Below are 16,935 nucleotides of genomic sequence, written 5' to 3'. Positions count from 1 at the left end.
TATCGAGGAGGAAAAAACGGGAATGTTTGCGCGAGATATCGGAATTGACCTAGGTACGGCTAACGTATTAATTCATGTTAAAGGTAAGGGTATTGTATTAAATGAGCCATCTGTTGTGGCGATTGATCGTAATAGTGGTAAAGTATTAGCAGTAGGTGAAGAAGCGAGAAGCATGGTGGGACGTACGCCTGGTAATATTGTAGCAATTCGTCCACTTAAAGATGGTGTAATCGCAGATTTCGAAATTACAGAAGCAATGTTAAAGTATTTCATTAACAAATTGGACGTAAAGAGCTTCTTTTCAAAACCTCGTATTTTAATTTGTTGTCCAACAAATATTACATCAGTAGAACAAAAAGCAATTCGTGAAGCTGCTGAACGTTCAGGTGGTAAAACAGTATTTTTAGAAGAAGAACCAAAAGTAGCCGCAGTTGGTGCTGGTATGGAAATCTTCCAACCAAGCGGTAACATGGTTGTTGATATTGGTGGAGGTACAACAGATATCGCTGTACTATCTATGGGTGATATTGTTACCTCTTCCTCTATCAAAATGGCTGGCGATAAGTTTGATATGGAGATCTTAAACTATATTAAACGTAAGTATAAGCTATTAATCGGAGAACGTACTTCAGAAGATATTAAAATTAAAGTTGGTACAGTATTCCCAGGTGCACGTAGTGAAGAACTTGAAATTCGCGGACGTGACATGGTAACAGGCTTACCACGTACAATTACAGTATGCTCTGAAGAAATTACAGAAGCATTAAAAGAAAATGCAGCTGTTATTGTACAAGCTGCAAAAGGCGTATTAGAGCGCACACCACCAGAACTATCTGCAGATATCATCGACCGCGGTGTTATTCTAACAGGCGGTGGAGCTTTACTACACGGTATCGACATGCTTCTAGCAGAAGAACTAAAAGTACCAGTATTAATTGCTGAAAACCCAATGCACTGCGTTGCGGTTGGTACAGGTATTATGTTAGAGAATATCGACAGATTACCAAAGCGTGCTTTGAGATGATTTGAAAGAACTAAGGCTAATGCCTTAGTTCTTTTTTCGTTTTTATATTTTTTTATTTTGTTTTTTTGCGAAAATGGAAGGAAAATAGAGAAATATGAAGGAAACAGGTAAAATATTCATATATATGGTTAAATTTAATATTTCCTTAATTGAAAACGTTTATAATATAATGAGTCGAATACGACATTAAGGCAAATAATGTTTCAATACATATTGCCTTTCCCTAATTTGGGCATACACTCTTTTCCACCTCCGTGTCAGTTGCAAAAATGTGCAACTATTTTAATGGAATAGAGTGTGTGCATTTTTTTTAGGAAGTTGTGCTAAATATAAAATGTTACTTTGTAATGACAAACAATAAACAAAATGGGATAATAGCAATATGTCCAAGTGGTAAGACCAATATTACAAAAGGGGCGATTGTTACATGCTAAATATAGAACAAATTAAAGAAATCATTCCTCACCGCTATCCATTTTTACTTGTTGATAAAATATTAGAAGTAGATGAAGGCAAAAGAGCGGTTGGGATTAAAAATGTATCCGCAAATGAAGAATTCTTTAACGGACACTTCCCTGACTATGCAGTTATGCCTGGTGTACTTATTGTAGAAGCATTAGCGCAAGTAGGAGCAGTTGCAGTATTAAAGAAAGAAGAAAACCGCGGGAGACTTGCTTTCTTTGCAGGTATCGACAATTGCCGTTTCAAAAAACAAGTACGCCCAGGTGATCAGCTTCGTCTAGAAGTAGAAATGACACGCGTACGCGGCCCAATTGGAAAAGGAAAAGCAATCGCAACAGTAGATGGTGAAGTTGCATGTGAGGCAGAAATTACATTTGCGATTGGTGATAAAAAAGAATAGATAGTACTAAAAAATCTCCTTGTGAAAAGACAAGGAGATTTTTTAGTTTCTGCTATATAACGATGAAATGATAATATACAAACTAATCAGAAAATATCTTGTAAATAGATGGTAATTACCATATACTTACTTTATTGTTTATCTAGAAAACTGGATAAGTGATAAAGGTAATAAAGAAATAAGGGCTTTGTCATATTGTTAAGGTACTTAAATAAGACAAAGTAGAATGTTATTGATTATGATGAAATATGGGGAAAACAGCAAAAAATTAATTAGACGTATGAAATCGAGCATAAAAGAGAGAAAAGGGAAATGTCGCATTTCACAAAAGGAGATTATGAATATGTTCGGGAGAAAGAAAAGAAAACCATTACGACAATTAATTACACATAAAGAGCCTAAATCGCGTATTACAGAACAATACCGTAACATTCGTACAAACATTGAGTTTACATCTGTAGATAATCATGTTCGTTCTATTATTGTTACTTCAGCCGACCCAGGTGATGGGAAAACAACAACAATAGCAAACTTAGCAGTTGTTTTCGGACAACAAGGAAAGAAAGTTTTATTAATTGGAGCTGACTTGCGTAAGCCGACGATACAAAACTTATTTGCTATTCATAGTTCAAATGGGTTAACGAACCTATTATCAGGACAAGCGAAACTCGTGCAATGCATTCAAAAAACAGATATAGAGAACGTATACTTAATGGCAGCAGGTCCAATCCCGCCAAACCCAGCAGAACTATTAGGGAGCCGGGCAATGGACGAGGCGTTGCTAGAAGCGTATAACATGTTTGATATTATATTAATTGATACACCACCTGTCCTTGCGGTTACAGATGCACAAATACTTGCGAATAAATGTGATGGAATCGTACTCGTTGTACGAAGTGAAAAGACAGAAAAAGATAAAATCGTAAAAGCGAAACAAATATTAGATAAAGCATCAGGAAAACTACTAGGTGTTGTTTTGAACGATAAAAGAGAAGAAAAAGAGCAGTATGGTTATTACTAAAATATGAAAAAGCCAACAAGGAAGTACTTGTTGGCTTTTTTTTTATTTTGAAATTTATTTCTCAAGTTACATAGCATAAAAAACATGATATGATAAATAATTTGGAAAATCATTGGAATGTGTTGTCATATTTAAGATTATTTTGTAAGATTATACTTGTTTCTTGTGAACAAATATAGAACTGAATTATTAAAAATAAAAAATGTAAGATTTATATGTTATAATTTTTCCTATGTGTAAATTTTAGAAAGTTGGAGGAACTTATGGAAGAAACAATTAGTCTAAAAGAGTTATTTCATATCTTAAAAAAACGTTTAGCAATGATCCTCGTAATCGCATTTGGTGCAGCTATAGTAAGTGCTATCATTAGCTTCTTCTTTATGACACCAATCTATCAATCTTCGACGCAAATTCTTGTTAATCAGAAGAAGCAAGAGGGATCGATGTTTCAAGCTGGTGAAGTTCAAACGAATATTCAATTAACGAATACATATAAGGTTATTATTAAAAGCCCAGTAATCTTAGAACAAGTGAATGAAAAATTAAATTTAAATATGACAGCGCAAGAGTTAACGAAAAAAGTTAATGTTGCGAATGAAAAGGATTCACAAGTAATCGCTGTAACAGCTGAGGATAAAGATCCTAAAATAGCTCGTGATATTGCGAATGCAACTGCAGATGTGTTTAAAGGTGAAGTTGCAAAAATTATGAATGTTGATAACGTAACAGTAATATCTAAAGCAGAAGTTGCAGAAAATCAATCTCCGATTAAACCAGCGCCAATGCTTAATGTAGCAATTGCTTTCATTGTTGGTTTAATGGCTTCAGTTGGTCTTGCATTCTTACTAGAATACTTAGATAATACGGTGAAAAAAGAAGAAGATGTAGAAACCTTACTTGGCTTACCAGTGTTAGGAATTGTAGCTCGTATGGATGAAGAAACAATGAACGTGAAATCACACGCTCCATCATCAAGGAAAGTGAGGGGACAAACAATTGGCTCTTAATTTATTTAAAAAGAAAAAAAATCATCGTCAACGTCGTCAATTAATTGCTCATCAGCAACCGAAATCACCAATTTCAGAACAATATCGTAATATTCGAACGAATATTGAATTTGCAGCTGTTGATACGAATTTACATTCATTAATGGTCACGTCTGCAAACCCAAGTGAAGGGAAAACGACAACGACAGCGAATATGGCAGTTGTGTTTGCTCAACAAGGAAAAAAAGTATTATTAATTGATGCAGATATGCGTAAACCAGCAATGCATCAAATGTTCCAAGTAGATAACATTTTTGGACTTACGAATGTACTAACACATAGTGAACGTTTAGAAAAATGTGTACAGACGACATCTGTAGATAATCTACACTTTTTAGCTTGTGGCCCAATCCCACCAAATCCAGCAGAATTATTAGGTTCAAAATCAATGAAAGAACTTCTTGGACAAGCATACAGCATGTACGATTTAGTTATTTTTGATATGCCTCCAATTTTAGCTGTTACCGATGCACAAATCATGGCAAATGTATGTGATGCTTCTGTTCTTGTTGTTCGTAGTGAATCAACAGAGAAAGAAACAGCAGTAAAAGCAAAAGGGTTATTGGAGTCTGCAAAAGGTAAATTGTTAGGTGTTGTTTTAAATGACCGTGAACGTGAAAACGGCTTATATTATTATTATGGCGCAAACTAATTAAAAGGATGAGATATGTTTCAACCATATCTCCTTTTTTCCCTTGAATATGAGATGTCTCATATTCAAGGGAAAAAAGACTGATAGGAGAAAGGAAGGCTGAAAGAATGATTGATTTACATTGTCACATTTTACATGGTATCGATGACGGTGCACAAACAGTAACAGATAGTTTAGCAATGGCACAACAAGCCGTATCAGAAGGAATACATACAATTGTCGCAACGCCGCACCATCAAAATGGCAAATATATAAATGAACGTACCTCAATTATTCATCACGTAAAACAACTAAATGATGAACTACAACAACATAATATTCCACTTACCATTTTACCTGGACAAGAGATCAGATTATATGGTGATTTATTAGAAGACTATGAAGCTGGTAAAATCGTTACTTTAAATGAAACAAATAAATATATATTCATTGAATTCCCATCTAATCACGTACCGCGTTATGCGGAACACCTATTATATGAATTGCGTGTTAAGGGAATGATTCCAATTATTGTTCATCCGGAACGTAATGCCGAGTTAATCGAGCGGCCAGATAAGTTATATAACCTTGTAAATAAAGGTGCACTGACGCAAGTAACGGCAGGTAGTTTATTAGGGAAATTCGGTAAAAAAATCAAAAAGTTTTCACTTCAACTTGTAGAACACAACTTAACACATATGGTTGCTTCAGATGCACATAACATAACGTCAAGAGGATTTCATTTAGCGGAAAGCTATGAATTAATTGAGAAAGAATTTGGAATGAATGTTATGAGTGATTTGAAAGAAAATCCGTACTTATTAATTAGCGGGAAGGCAATTTACAAAGAAGATCCAGAACAAATTCGTCGTAAAAAATTGTTCGGTATTTTTTAAATAAAGAATGGTGATGTCTCCTAACCGTTATCAATGGGGGCACTCGGTCGTGCTGTGGGTAGAAATTTTATTTCATGCCTACCTTAGACGCTTGTCGTCGGGAGTATGGCGTGAGGATGGGTTAGATGCCCATAATTTATTTCTAATGGAAACTCTACCTATGGAGTTATAAAAATGACTCTATAGGTAGGGTTTTTGTTATTGTTACATGCAAATAAATAGATTTATAGGAGGAGTATAATTGAAAAAAGTAAGAAAAGCAATTATCCCAGCTGCTGGTCTTGGGACAAGATTTTTACCAGCAACGAAGGCAATGCCGAAAGAAATGCTACCTATCGTCGATAAACCGACAATTCAATACATAATAGAAGAAGCGATTGAATCAGGAATTGAAGACATTATTATTGTTACTGGAAAAGGAAAACGTGCCATTGAAGATCATTTCGATCACTCTTTCGAATTAGAACAAAGCCTTTTAGAAAAAGGGAAGTATGAAATGCTTGAAAAAGTACAAGCTTCCTCAAAAATAAATATTCATTACATAAGACAGAAAGAACCAAAAGGTTTAGGGCATGCAGTATGGTGTGCACGTAAATTTATTGGAAATGAGCCATTTGCGGTATTACTTGGTGATGATATTGTACAAGCTGATACACCATGTTTACGTCAATTAATGGATCAATATGAAGGTACACAATCATCCGTTATTGGTGTACAAACAGTGTCAGAAAATGAAACACATCGTTACGGTATTATCGATCCAGTTGAACAAAATGAACGTCGTTATCAAGTGCGTCAATTTGTAGAAAAGCCAGTTCAAGGAACAGCGCCATCTAATTTGGCAATTATGGGACGCTACGTATTAACGCCAGAAATCTTTATGTTCCTAGAGAATCAGCAGACAGGTGCAGGTGGCGAAATTCAATTAACAGATGCGATTCAACGTTTAAATGAAATTCAGCGTGTATTTGCTTATGATTTTGAGGGAACTCGCTATGATGTTGGGGAGAAGTTTGGGTTTATTAAAACGACAATTGAGATGGCGTTACAACATAAAGAATTAAAAGATGAATTATTGGAGTATATGACTGAACTTATAAAAATAGAAAATATACATGTTTAAAGGTGAGGTGAAAAGGTTGGAAGAAAGAGGATTAATACATAAATCTGTGGAGAAAGAAATAAGCGTAGTGAAAAAAACATCAATTTTCTATGCATTTTTTAAAAGGACACTGGATATTATAGGTGCTATTGTGGGTTTGATAGTATTTTCTCCATTTTTTATTATAATTCCTATCCTTTACATGCGTGGGGATGCAAAAGGACCAGTTTTCTTTAGACAATCCAGAATTGGTAAAGATGGTAAAGTATTTGGTATTTATAAATTCCGTTCTATGGTAGTTAATGCAGAAGAGAAATTAGAAAAAAATGAAGTTCTATATAAGAAATATGTAGATAATAACTATAAGCTTGAGCCAGAGGAAGATCCACGTATTACAAATATAGGGCGCTTTTTACGAAGAACAAGTTTAGATGAACTACCACAGTTTATCAATGTCCTTAAAGGTGATATGAGTTTAGTTGGTCCAAGACCAGTAATTCAGGAGGAATTAAAAGAATACGGCTCTAAAACTTCAGACTTTTTATCTGTAAGTCCTGGTTTAACAGGTTATTGGCAAGTGAGTGGTAGAAGTGATGTAGGATACCCAGAAAGGGTGGATATAGAATTATATTATGTATACAATCAATCTTTAAAATTAGATATTATTATCTTATTTAAAACAGTTTTATTGGTCGTATTACGTAAGGGTGCTTATTAAACATAATAATCACGTTTTTGAGATTATTCATAAATAGATTCCTTGAGAGAGTTATAGCTTGTTCTATCTGAGGGATCTATTTATTTTTTTATGTCAAATTTTTAGAAAGCTGAATAATATTAGATATATCATTATAAATATTAAATCTGATACATTTAATGGAATTAAGAGGTAATGTAAAATATGAGCGGAAAATATTTTCTTATAGGTCCTTATCCTCCTCCATTGGGGGGCGTGAGTATATATATATATAGGTATAGTAAATTTTTAGAAAAACAAGGTGAAGAAGTAGAGTTTATCGATTTTGATAAAATGGGGCGTTTAGAAAAGTTTGAATTTTTAATGCGTTATTGTTTAATATCACCACAAAAGCATACTTTCCACCTTAATGAATTTAATACATTAACTATGATTGCTTTATTGTTACGGCCATTTCAATGTAGGATTATTTTACAAAATCATTCTATAAGAATTTTAGATACTTTTCGTAATATGAAAAAAATAATGACTAAATTATTTATAAAAAAAGTAGATTATTGTGTGTTGGTTGGAGAACATTTAAAAGATGGATATAGAAAGAATAACATACAACTACCAAAACGAGTCGTTGTAAAATCACCCTTTATACCACCTCCATTAGAGGATGAAGAATATATTTTATCGACGTATAGCGAAGAGGTTATAAGTTTTTTAAATAACCATGAACAAATATTAATAGGCAATGCCTCAAAGATTACATTTTATAAGAATATAGATTTGTATGGAATTGATATGTGTATAGAAGTAATAAGAATTTTAAAAAACAAGTATCCTAAAATAGGATTGATTTTTGCTTTGGCAGAAATAGGCGATGAAGAGTACTTCAAAAGTATTTTAGAAAAAATTAAAGAATATAAAATAGAGGGAAATATATTATTTCTTACAGGGCAAAAAGAATTATGGCCCCTATTTAAAAAATCAGATATAATGATTCGACCAACTTATAGTGATGCTTACGGTATAAGTATTGAAGAAGCAATTTACTTTAATTGTAGAGCTATTGCAAGTAATGTTTGCAATCGACCAGAGGGTACGATATTGTTTGAAAATCGAAATATAAATGATTTGGTATGTAATATTGAAAGGTGTATTGAAGATATGGATTTTAAGGAGAAATCATTATGATGCAGCCATTAGCAAAGCTGAAAGGGAAAATCCATAATAATATAATCCAACTAAGAAAAAAAGGTTTTTTTAGTTTATTATTAACAAAATTTTTAGTACAGTTTGTTGGGTTTGGAAGTGTTATTTTAGTTGCAAAATTTATTTCTCCTGAAAGTATGGCACAGATAAAAAGTTTGCAGACTTATTTAATACTAGCTGTTTTAATAGGTACTTTTGGACTCGATACGGCAATATTGAAATATTGTTCGGAACCTAGGGAGGACAGCGAAAAAAATTATCTCCTCTCATATGCGATTCGGAAAAGTATAATTTTTTGTGTGATTTCTGTAATATTATTTAACTTGTTTTTAATTTTTTCTCCGAAATACTCTGTATTTCAGTGGGGTGTATATACACTGTGTATTCCAATGCTTACTATGACAAATCTTTTGATGAATTATTTGTTAGCCCTGAAAAGGGTAAAAAGAATGGCTGTTATACAATCAATAATAAAAATTCAAAATGCAATATTTATTATTATAGGTACGTGGTTTTTCGGTATTAAAGGATTTATAATCGCAACAGTTCTAGGTTTAATAGTAGGATTATTTCCGCTGTTTAAAGAAGTAAATTCCATAAAAGTGACTTATAATATGTCTGAGAAAATACCGTTTACATTTTGGAATGTTGCATTTTTTAGTTTTTTGGCGAATTTTACTAACAGTATAGGGAATTATACAGATATTATTATTATGGATAGTTTTATTACAAATCGAGTTGAGATGGGATACTATGCAATAGCAACTATATTTTTGTTAGGGGCAACGCAAGTTACCGCTACTTTACAGAATATCTATACACCTTATCTGACTGAAAGTAATAAAGATATTAGTAAGTTAAAACAGATGACTTTTAATATACAAAAAAAGACTTTAGTAGTGAGTATTTTTGTAGGGATTACAGTTTATTTAGGGGCAAAAATATTTGTTCCTATTTTTTATGGGAACTCTTATATAAATACTGTTACATATACTGGAATATTAATGGTTAAATACGTAATATATTCATCCTATGCAATTGTAGCAATTATGTTAATTGCCCTAGGAAGAATGAAAGAGAATTTTTTAGTAAACCTTATTTCTGTTCCCATCATTTTGTTAATTAATTATTTTATTGGAAACCATTTTTCTATCATTGGAATAGCATGGGCGCAAGTATTTAATGCTCTATTGGTATTGGTTATACAATATGCTTTTGTTTTTATAGTGATAAAGAAAGAGAGAAGATACGTTTAAGTTGTTTCTAGAAAAAATAGAGAGTTTTTATAGTAAAGAGGCAGGTGATAGCATATTGAACTATTTCAAAAAAATAGAAGGGTTGTCTGTAAAAGAAGTCCTAGAGAAAGCGAAAAGAAAAGTAGTTTATAAATCGTCAAGAAAGGCTGAATGTTGGAAAGATAGTATAGCTTCTAGTTACTCAAAAGAATTTTTTAATTATGAACTAGAGGAGATTTTATCAAAAACCTTGGAGTATGAATTTGACAAAAATGAAGTGTTACAAATTAGGGATTTAACTTCACTGTATATGAACCATTATTTTGATTTATTAGGATCAGGTTGGTTAAATGTTAAATATAACATGAAGTGCCGGGGATTGGAAAAATATCAGTATACTTCAAAGAAAATTGAAGTTAATAAGAATAGTGATTGGATAAAAAACTTAATTAATAAAGGAAACCAAAATTATAGTGAGTATGTTAGGAGTCATATATCTAGTAGTTATGTACCTATAGATTGGCGAATTGATTTTAAATCGGGGTATACGTGGGACTCAAAAAAACATTATTCAGAGTTGGCTCTTAATACAGTACCAGGGATTGATGTGAAAGTTCCTTGGGAACTTTCTAGAATGCAACATTTAATTCAATTTGTTTGGGCCTATATGCTAGCAGGTAAAGGAAACAAAGAATTTGAAAACCCTAAGGTATATGAAAGAGAATTTCAAGATGAAATTCTTGATTTTATATCTGCAAATCCTCCTAAATTTGGAGTGAATTGGACATGTACTATGGACGTTGCAATTCGAGCCGCTAATTGGATTTTAGTTTATGATTTATTTAAAGTACAGGGGGTAGAATTTAATAAGGAATTTAAAAAAATATTTGTACTTTCTATATATGATCATGGGAAATTTATTTTTAACCATCTAGAACGTAATAAAGGTATAAGAAATAATCATTATTTATCTAATATTGTAGGATTATTCTTTATTTCTGCATACCTTCCTGTTACAAAAGAGGTATCGACATGGTTAAACTTTTCATTCCAAGAATTAATTCAAGAGATGAGCTTCCAATTTTATGAAGAAGGTTCAAACTTTGAAAATTCTACTACTTATCATCGCTTATCTGGCGAACTTATGCTTTATGCAACAGCGGTAGCCCTAGCGTTGCCTAGAGAGAAAATAAAGATATTACATAGTTATAAATTGCAAGATCATATTGGGGTTTGTAAAAAACTAGGTTTTGAAATTGATCCGGATAAATTTTGGGATTTTCATAGCGGGAAAGTATTTCCTGAATGGTACATGGAGAGATTAGAAAAAATGGCTGAATTTACAGTTGATATTACTAAGCCTAACGGAGAAGTTGCGCAGTTTGGTGATAATGATAGTGGGAGATTCTTTAAGACACAGCCAACGTATAATTTATTAACAGTTGAGGAGGCTAAGCAAAAATATTTAAATTTAAGTACTTATAATGAATTAAGTGATAAAGAAAAGTACTGGGATGAAGACTTTTTAGAACACCGCTCTTTAGTCGCGGGAATTAACGCTTTATTTAAAAAGAAGAAATTTTTTAGCTTTGTAAATAAACCTTCTATAGAACATACATTAATTAAAAATATAGTGAAAAATAACATTAAACGATATGAAGAATCTATTTCACAGAATTTAAAATATAATGTGTTAGAAGTTTCCATAAATGAGCACGAGAAAAATGAAATAAATAAATTAGAGCAACAAGAAAAATTTGTTCAATATATTTTTAATTCTAAATCAAATTTAGTTGAAGGTTTAAAAAAGATAGCATATCCTGAATTTGGTATGTATATCTTTAAATCTCAAGATTTTTATTTAGCTATTAGGTGCGGGAAATTAGGTACTAATGGAAAAGGAAGTCATGATCATAATGATCAGCTCAGCATTGAATTAGTAATTGATGGGGAAGATATTATAAAAGATCCTGGAACATACTTATACACCCCAATACCAGAGAAAAGAAATTTATTTAGGTCAACAAAAGCACATTTTACAATTCAATTAGGTGATATAGAACAAAATAACTTTTATGATGGATTGAGTGGCTTATTTAACTTAGAGCATAATACAAATAGTCAGTGCCTGGAATTTAAAAATAATAGTTTTATAGGGTGCCATAGTGGTTATGGTCAGAAAGTGTACAGGAAAATAGTGATATCTGACAAACAGATAGTGATAACCGATTTTGGAACGAGTATTGTTAATCAAGAATTCATTTACTATTCAAACGGCTATGGGCGGATTATGGAAAATAAATAAAGAGCATTTAAAATTAACATTTATAGGGCATAACCCTAGTGGATTAATGGGCTAGGGAGAAAAATATTATGTTATATGATGTATATTAAATGAATTTTAGAAGGGATTTATTACAAGAATATGAAGAGAGTAATGGTAATTAGTTATTGGTATTATCCAGAAAATGTGGCCCGTGCTTTCCATGTGAAGGGTATTGTATCTTCTTTGATACAAGAGGGTTATCATGTTGATTTAATAATTCCTAGAAATAATATGTATCAAGAAATCGATGCTAGAGAATCAGATAATATAACTGTACATCAAGTGAAACCGGGCATTTTACTTCATAAAGAAAAAAATAGATGGGATGTGAATAAAAATATACTAAATAATTCCCAAAGTAATTTCCTTATTAAAGGTTTGAAAAAACTGTATGATGTACTTGTTTGGCCAGATCGAACAGTTGAGTGGGCAATAAATGCATACCGTTATGTGAAAAAAAATAAACTGCATATTAATAGTGAAGCTATGGTGACTGTTGGATTGCCAGTTTCTACTCATATTACAGGACATCTACTAAAAAAAGATGCTTCACATTTAAAGTGGATAGCTGATTACGGAGATCCATTCTCTTATAATCCAGATCGAGAAATAAGAAAATACGATAAGTTTTTGGAATCAAAGATACTTAAGAATGTCGATTCCATAGTAATCCCAACAGAAAATGCGGTAGATTGTTATACTAATTTAGGTGTCAATAGGTCGGAAATTCATGTTATTCCTCAATTATTTGAAGAACAACAAGGTGAAAGCAGCTATAAGATAGATAAGGAAAAATTTAATATAATGTATGCAGGATCTTTTTATAGAGGGATTAGAAGTCCAGTGGAGTTTATCCATGGTCTAGTATTAGCTAGTAAAAAGAATCCAAAGCTACATTTTCATTATTTTGGAAATGTCAATGCGCTAGAAGAATTTTTAGAGATGGAAGGGCTTGATATAAAAACAATTCCTATTACAGTCAACACCTTTAAAGATAGAAGTGAAATTATTAGTATTATGAAGAATATGGATTTATTAATTAATTTAAATAATAAAAGTACAAGTCAAATACCTAGTAAAATTATTGATTACTTGTACGCAGATACGAGAATTTTGAATGTAGGATCAAATTTAACTGAGCTATTTGATAATGTTGATAATGAAAAAGAAAAAATCGCAAAAAAATTAGTGGAGATCAGTAAAGCCCCATCTAATTTTGATTACTCTGAATTGAAGAGGTTTTATAGTTATAATGTTAATTCAAGTAAATATAATAGTATTCTTCAAAAGGGAAACTCTTGATTTATGAAGAATTTATCAATTTTATATAAGGTGTTTGAGAAAATATGAATGTAAAAATCAATAATTTATTACTAGTGTATGTAGCAGTATTAGTTTTGGCGATTTTTGTAAGCGGCGTGGCGCAGAATATAACAATAATTTTTAGTTTATTAGTGTTGAATATACTGGTATACAGACGTTTGAAATTGAATAAACCAATAATTTGTTTATTAGGGATAATGTTGACGATTATATTTGTAATTATAGTATATATTCAATACTATAATGCCATCAACTTAGGCTTTAGCGATGGGAATTTATTTGGGAAAATCGGGGAGAATTATTATGCTGATACAAAAAATTATTATGATGAATCCCAACAACTTGTACAGATACTTTTTAGTCAGAACTTTAAATATTGGTTAACAGGTGATTTTCCTCATTTTGGATTTTATGGCCCGTATAATGCCTATAATATACTTAATGCTGTCTTAATTAGTATATTTGGACCTAACCTTTTAACTTTGATATTATTAAAATTAAAAGTAAGTATTTTAGGTTATTACGTATTATATAAGATAGTAATTAAATACTTAAATGATAAATGGGCTATTTTCTCAATAATGTTATATGAATTATACCCAGCCAATTTACTTGTCGTATCCACTCTTTCTAGAGACAATATAAACTCTTTTTTAGTGATACTAGTATGTTATTACTGTATATATTTTGTTGGAAATAACTTTGAAAATAAAGTAAAGTATACTATTAAAATTTTAATTACATTAATATTTCTGTTTTTATTTAGGGCATATGCCGCTCCTATTACTATTATTTCGTTGAGTTGTGCGTATTTTTTCTCAAAAAAGCAGCCTGTTAAAAATTATTTATTGGTAGCTATGTTGATGGTTGTTGTAGTTATAGGATGCTATGTTTATGGATTCGAAAATGTACAAAATAAATTTACACTAAATGATGGAACTCAGCCATGGATAGCAGAGCGTTCTAAAGGATGGAACTTAGTTATATATAGTGTACTGTATAGCTTTTTGGGACAAACAACAATTTTAAATAATTATGATTTATCTGCGTTTTCTGAGTTTTTGAATCTATCTTCTTTTTATTATCAAAATTTCATTTTGATGTTCAGCTCTGTAGGTATAATTATTCTTATGATTATTAGAAAAAAACAAAAGGATACTTGGATTTGGCTGTTATGCTTTATAATGCCTATTTTGTTTATCCTTTTAATTACAAGTGTATATGGACTTCCAATACCTAGATTATATAATATGTGGATATGGTTAAATTGCTTGTTAATAGGAATCATAATCAACAGATTTAGGGAGAAGTTATTGTTCTTAGGCTTAGTTAGTTTTAGTCTTATTGTTATGTTGATAGTTTTTTTGGTTAAATAATCTATACGTTAAATACAATTAAAGCATTTGTTTATATAAAAATTTAAAATGCTCAAACATAGATAATTATTACATGTGTTTTATATAATGATTATCTATGTTTTTTATTATTATACGAAGTATGAATTGGAGAGGTCTTATGTCAGAAATAGCATTATTAATTCCTGTATATAACGATCAAGTTGGTTTAAATCAAACCTTAGAATCTTTATTGAAGGAAACAAAAGAGAAGGTAGATGTAGTAGTTGTTGATGACGGTAGTAAGGAACCAATCTATGTTCCTGAGACTGTGGGGATTCACCATATTATTTTTATAAAATCCGAAGTCAATAAAGGAATTGAGCATGTCTTAAATTTAGGATTAAAGTACATTTGTGATAATGGCTATACATTTGTTGCTAGGATAGATGCAGGAGATACAATTGAACCTAATCGATTTTATAAACAGAAACAATATATGTTAGATAATCCGAATTATATGTTGATAGGATCGAACGTAAGGCATACAGATATGGATGGTAAAGAAGTGTTTATAGAGCGTGTGCCGCTTTCAACAGAAGAGATAAAAAAGAAGATGCATATTAATAGTTGTTTCCCACACCCATCTGTTATGTTTAGAACAGTGATTATTGAGGATATTGGTGTATATCATACGGATTTTCCGGCAGCAGAAGATTACGAATTTTTCTTTAGGATAATGAATAAGTATGAGGTTTCAAATTTAGATGAAGTTCTCATTCGTAAAGAAATTAATCCTAATAGTATTTCATTAAGTAGGCGAAAGAGACAGTTATATAGCAGAATTAAAATTCAAAAAAAATATTTTAAGCCCCTAGTTTTAGAAAGTTATGTGGGAATAGTAAAATCTTTTATCTTGCTAATAGCTCCTAATAAAATAATTATTGGTATTAAGTCTTTACTAAGTAGATCTTCTAACTAATGATAAAAGGGGTCATGAGCAATGAAAAAGGTTGTTTTTATATGTGAGGCGTTAGGTGGAGGAGTAAGGAGACATTTAGTGGATGTACTCTCCAATCTAGATTTAGATGAATATGAGGTACATGTTGTACATGGTACTAAGCGGGTAGATGATGTATTTCTATCGGCAAAAAATAAGCTTATGAAAAAAGGGCTTTATTTTTATGAAGTCACAGAAATGGTAAGGGAATTATCAATTAAGAATGACATAAGAGCTACAAAATCAATTATAAAAATACTAAGAGAAATTAGGCCACAAATTGTTCATTGTCATAGCTCTAAAGCAGGTGCAATAGGCAGGATAGCGGCAAAAATATGTGGGATAAAAAGGGTATACTATACACCACATGCATATGTATTTCAAAACCCAAATTTATCCCTAAAGAAAAAATTTGCATATAAAAATATTGAAAAACTATTAGGCTTCTTAACAACAAAAGTTCTTCATGTTTCAAAAGGTGAAGAAACATTTGCCTTGGAGCATAAAGTCATTTCGTTAAATAAGTCAATGGTAGTATATAATGGTATTTCATTTCCCGCTATAGATAGTAAATTTCCTTTAAAAGATTGTGAAGAGAAATTGATAGTAGGAACGATTGCGAGAATGGATTATCAAAAAAATCCATGGTTATTTATTCGTATAGCTGAACAGGTAATTAGGGAAAATCAAAACGTTGAGTTTGTGTATATTGGGGACGGAGAGTATTTTAAAGAAGTTTTCGATTATGTTCAAAAAAATAATTTAGATAAATTTATTAAATTAAAAGGATTTCATTCGAATCCAGATATAGAATTAAATCGCTTTGATATATTCCTATCTACCTCCTTATATGAAGGTATGCCTTACTCATTAATAGAGGCGTTATCATATAAAAAACCTATTATTGCGACGGATGTTGTAGGTAATAATGAAATAGTGCTTGATAATTATAATGGTTATCTTTTTGATAAAGATAATGCTGAAGAGGGAACACAAAAAATATTAGAAATTATAAAAGATCCTATATTATATGACAAGCTATCTAAAAATAGTCTTAGGACATTTGAAGAAACCTTTACAATTGAAAAAATGCTATCTTCAATAGAAGAGTTATATTCCAAATGAAAAAATTATAGGTAGTGCAATGAGTCTTTATAATTAAAGAATTAATCATCAATAATACGTAATAATAGGATTTGATTAATTGAAAGAATAATAAAGTATAGTATTTTTAT

The 16,935-nt window shown here is 31.2% G+C and carries 15 protein-coding genes; all 15 read left to right on the top strand.

Annotated features, from left to right (window positions below; all coding sequences use genetic code 11):
• Positions 1-22 precede the first annotated feature (22 nt).
• Positions 23-1,024: a rod shape-determining protein gene (mreB, locus tag AC22L0_RS22410; RefSeq protein WP_000457978.1), complete on the top strand. Its 1,002-nt coding sequence runs from the start codon at positions 23-25 to the stop codon at positions 1,022-1,024.
• Positions 1,025-1,451: 427 nt separating this feature from the next.
• Positions 1,452-1,886 carry a 3-hydroxyacyl-ACP dehydratase FabZ gene (gene fabZ / locus AC22L0_RS22405; RefSeq protein WP_000931959.1) on the top strand — a complete coding sequence of 145 codons (435 nt, stop codon included), beginning with the start codon at positions 1,452-1,454 and terminating at the stop codon, positions 1,884-1,886.
• 343 nt (positions 1,887-2,229) lie between these two features.
• Positions 2,230-2,907 carry a CpsD/CapB family tyrosine-protein kinase gene (locus AC22L0_RS22400; protein ID WP_048655555.1) on the top strand — a complete coding sequence of 226 codons (678 nt, stop codon included), beginning with the start codon at positions 2,230-2,232 and terminating at the stop codon, positions 2,905-2,907.
• A gap of 263 nt (positions 2,908-3,170) precedes the next feature.
• The gene (locus AC22L0_RS22395; protein WP_000393157.1) at positions 3,171-3,914 is read left to right on the top strand and encodes a YveK family protein; all 744 of its coding nucleotides are present in this window, start codon (positions 3,171-3,173) and stop codon (positions 3,912-3,914) included.
• Positions 3,904-4,605, top strand: a complete 702-nt coding sequence (locus AC22L0_RS22390) for a CpsD/CapB family tyrosine-protein kinase (protein ID WP_001207165.1) — start codon at positions 3,904-3,906, stop codon at positions 4,603-4,605. Before AC22L0_RS22395 ends, AC22L0_RS22390 begins: the two co-directional genes overlap by 11 nt.
• Before the next feature lie 107 nt (positions 4,606-4,712).
• Positions 4,713-5,480, top strand: a complete 768-nt coding sequence (locus AC22L0_RS22385) for a tyrosine-protein phosphatase (protein ID WP_048655554.1) — start codon at positions 4,713-4,715, stop codon at positions 5,478-5,480.
• 241 nt (positions 5,481-5,721) lie between these two features.
• Positions 5,722-6,603: a UTP--glucose-1-phosphate uridylyltransferase BpsC gene (gene bpsC, locus AC22L0_RS22380; RefSeq protein WP_048655553.1), complete on the top strand. Its 882-nt coding sequence runs from the start codon at positions 5,722-5,724 to the stop codon at positions 6,601-6,603.
• 16 nt (positions 6,604-6,619) lie between these two features.
• Positions 6,620-7,300 (top strand): sugar transferase, encoded by a 681-nt coding sequence (locus AC22L0_RS22375; RefSeq protein ID WP_080348301.1) that lies wholly within the window; start codon positions 6,620-6,622, stop codon positions 7,298-7,300.
• Between the two features lie 183 nt (positions 7,301-7,483).
• Positions 7,484-8,464: a glycosyltransferase family 4 protein gene (locus tag AC22L0_RS22370; RefSeq protein WP_048655552.1), complete on the top strand. Its 981-nt coding sequence runs from the start codon at positions 7,484-7,486 to the stop codon at positions 8,462-8,464.
• Complete coding sequence (locus AC22L0_RS22365; protein WP_048558303.1) at positions 8,461-9,738, top strand: lipopolysaccharide biosynthesis protein; 1,278 nt, start codon at positions 8,461-8,463, stop codon at positions 9,736-9,738. The genes AC22L0_RS22370 and AC22L0_RS22365 overlap by 4 nt, the downstream gene beginning before the upstream one ends.
• Position 9,739: 1 nt before the next feature.
• Positions 9,740-12,022, top strand: a complete 2,283-nt coding sequence (locus AC22L0_RS22360; RefSeq protein WP_087948337.1) for an alginate lyase family protein — start codon at positions 9,740-9,742, stop codon at positions 12,020-12,022.
• A 120-nt stretch (positions 12,023-12,142) separates the two neighbouring features.
• Positions 12,143-13,345, top strand: a complete 1,203-nt coding sequence (locus AC22L0_RS22355; RefSeq protein WP_048558305.1) for a glycosyltransferase family protein — start codon at positions 12,143-12,145, stop codon at positions 13,343-13,345.
• A 44-nt stretch (positions 13,346-13,389) separates the two neighbouring features.
• Positions 13,390-14,742 carry a glycosyltransferase family 39 protein gene (locus AC22L0_RS22350; RefSeq protein ID WP_001101150.1) on the top strand — a complete coding sequence of 451 codons (1,353 nt, stop codon included), beginning with the start codon at positions 13,390-13,392 and terminating at the stop codon, positions 14,740-14,742.
• A gap of 139 nt (positions 14,743-14,881) precedes the next feature.
• Positions 14,882-15,682, top strand: a complete 801-nt coding sequence (locus AC22L0_RS22345; protein ID WP_048655550.1) for a glycosyltransferase — start codon at positions 14,882-14,884, stop codon at positions 15,680-15,682.
• Between the two features lie 21 nt (positions 15,683-15,703).
• The gene (locus tag AC22L0_RS22340; protein ID WP_048655549.1) at positions 15,704-16,825 is read left to right on the top strand and encodes a glycosyltransferase family 4 protein; all 1,122 of its coding nucleotides are present in this window, start codon (positions 15,704-15,706) and stop codon (positions 16,823-16,825) included.
• Positions 16,826-16,935: the final 110 nt, after the last annotated feature.

Source organism: Bacillus sp. LQ01 (genome assembly GCF_057624735.1).
This window is presented reverse-complemented; position numbering and strand designations above follow the sequence as displayed.

Coding starts and splice junctions, on each gene's coding strand:
- mreB (WP_000457978.1), top strand. CDS start 23: ATGTTTGCGCGAGATATCGGAATTGACCTAGGTACGGCTAACGTATTA.
- fabZ (WP_000931959.1), top strand. CDS start 1,452: ATGCTAAATATAGAACAAATTAAAGAAATCATTCCTCACCGCTATCCA.
- AC22L0_RS22400 (WP_048655555.1), top strand. CDS start 2,230: ATGTTCGGGAGAAAGAAAAGAAAACCATTACGACAATTAATTACACAT.
- AC22L0_RS22395 (WP_000393157.1), top strand. CDS start 3,171: ATGGAAGAAACAATTAGTCTAAAAGAGTTATTTCATATCTTAAAAAAA.
- AC22L0_RS22385 (WP_048655554.1), top strand. CDS start 4,713: ATGATTGATTTACATTGTCACATTTTACATGGTATCGATGACGGTGCA.
- AC22L0_RS22370 (WP_048655552.1), top strand. CDS start 7,484: ATGAGCGGAAAATATTTTCTTATAGGTCCTTATCCTCCTCCATTGGGG.
- AC22L0_RS22365 (WP_048558303.1), top strand. CDS start 8,461: ATGATGCAGCCATTAGCAAAGCTGAAAGGGAAAATCCATAATAATATA.
- AC22L0_RS22355 (WP_048558305.1), top strand. CDS start 12,143: ATGAAGAGAGTAATGGTAATTAGTTATTGGTATTATCCAGAAAATGTG.
- AC22L0_RS22350 (WP_001101150.1), top strand. CDS start 13,390: ATGAATGTAAAAATCAATAATTTATTACTAGTGTATGTAGCAGTATTA.
- AC22L0_RS22345 (WP_048655550.1), top strand. CDS start 14,882: ATGTCAGAAATAGCATTATTAATTCCTGTATATAACGATCAAGTTGGT.
- AC22L0_RS22340 (WP_048655549.1), top strand. CDS start 15,704: ATGAAAAAGGTTGTTTTTATATGTGAGGCGTTAGGTGGAGGAGTAAGG.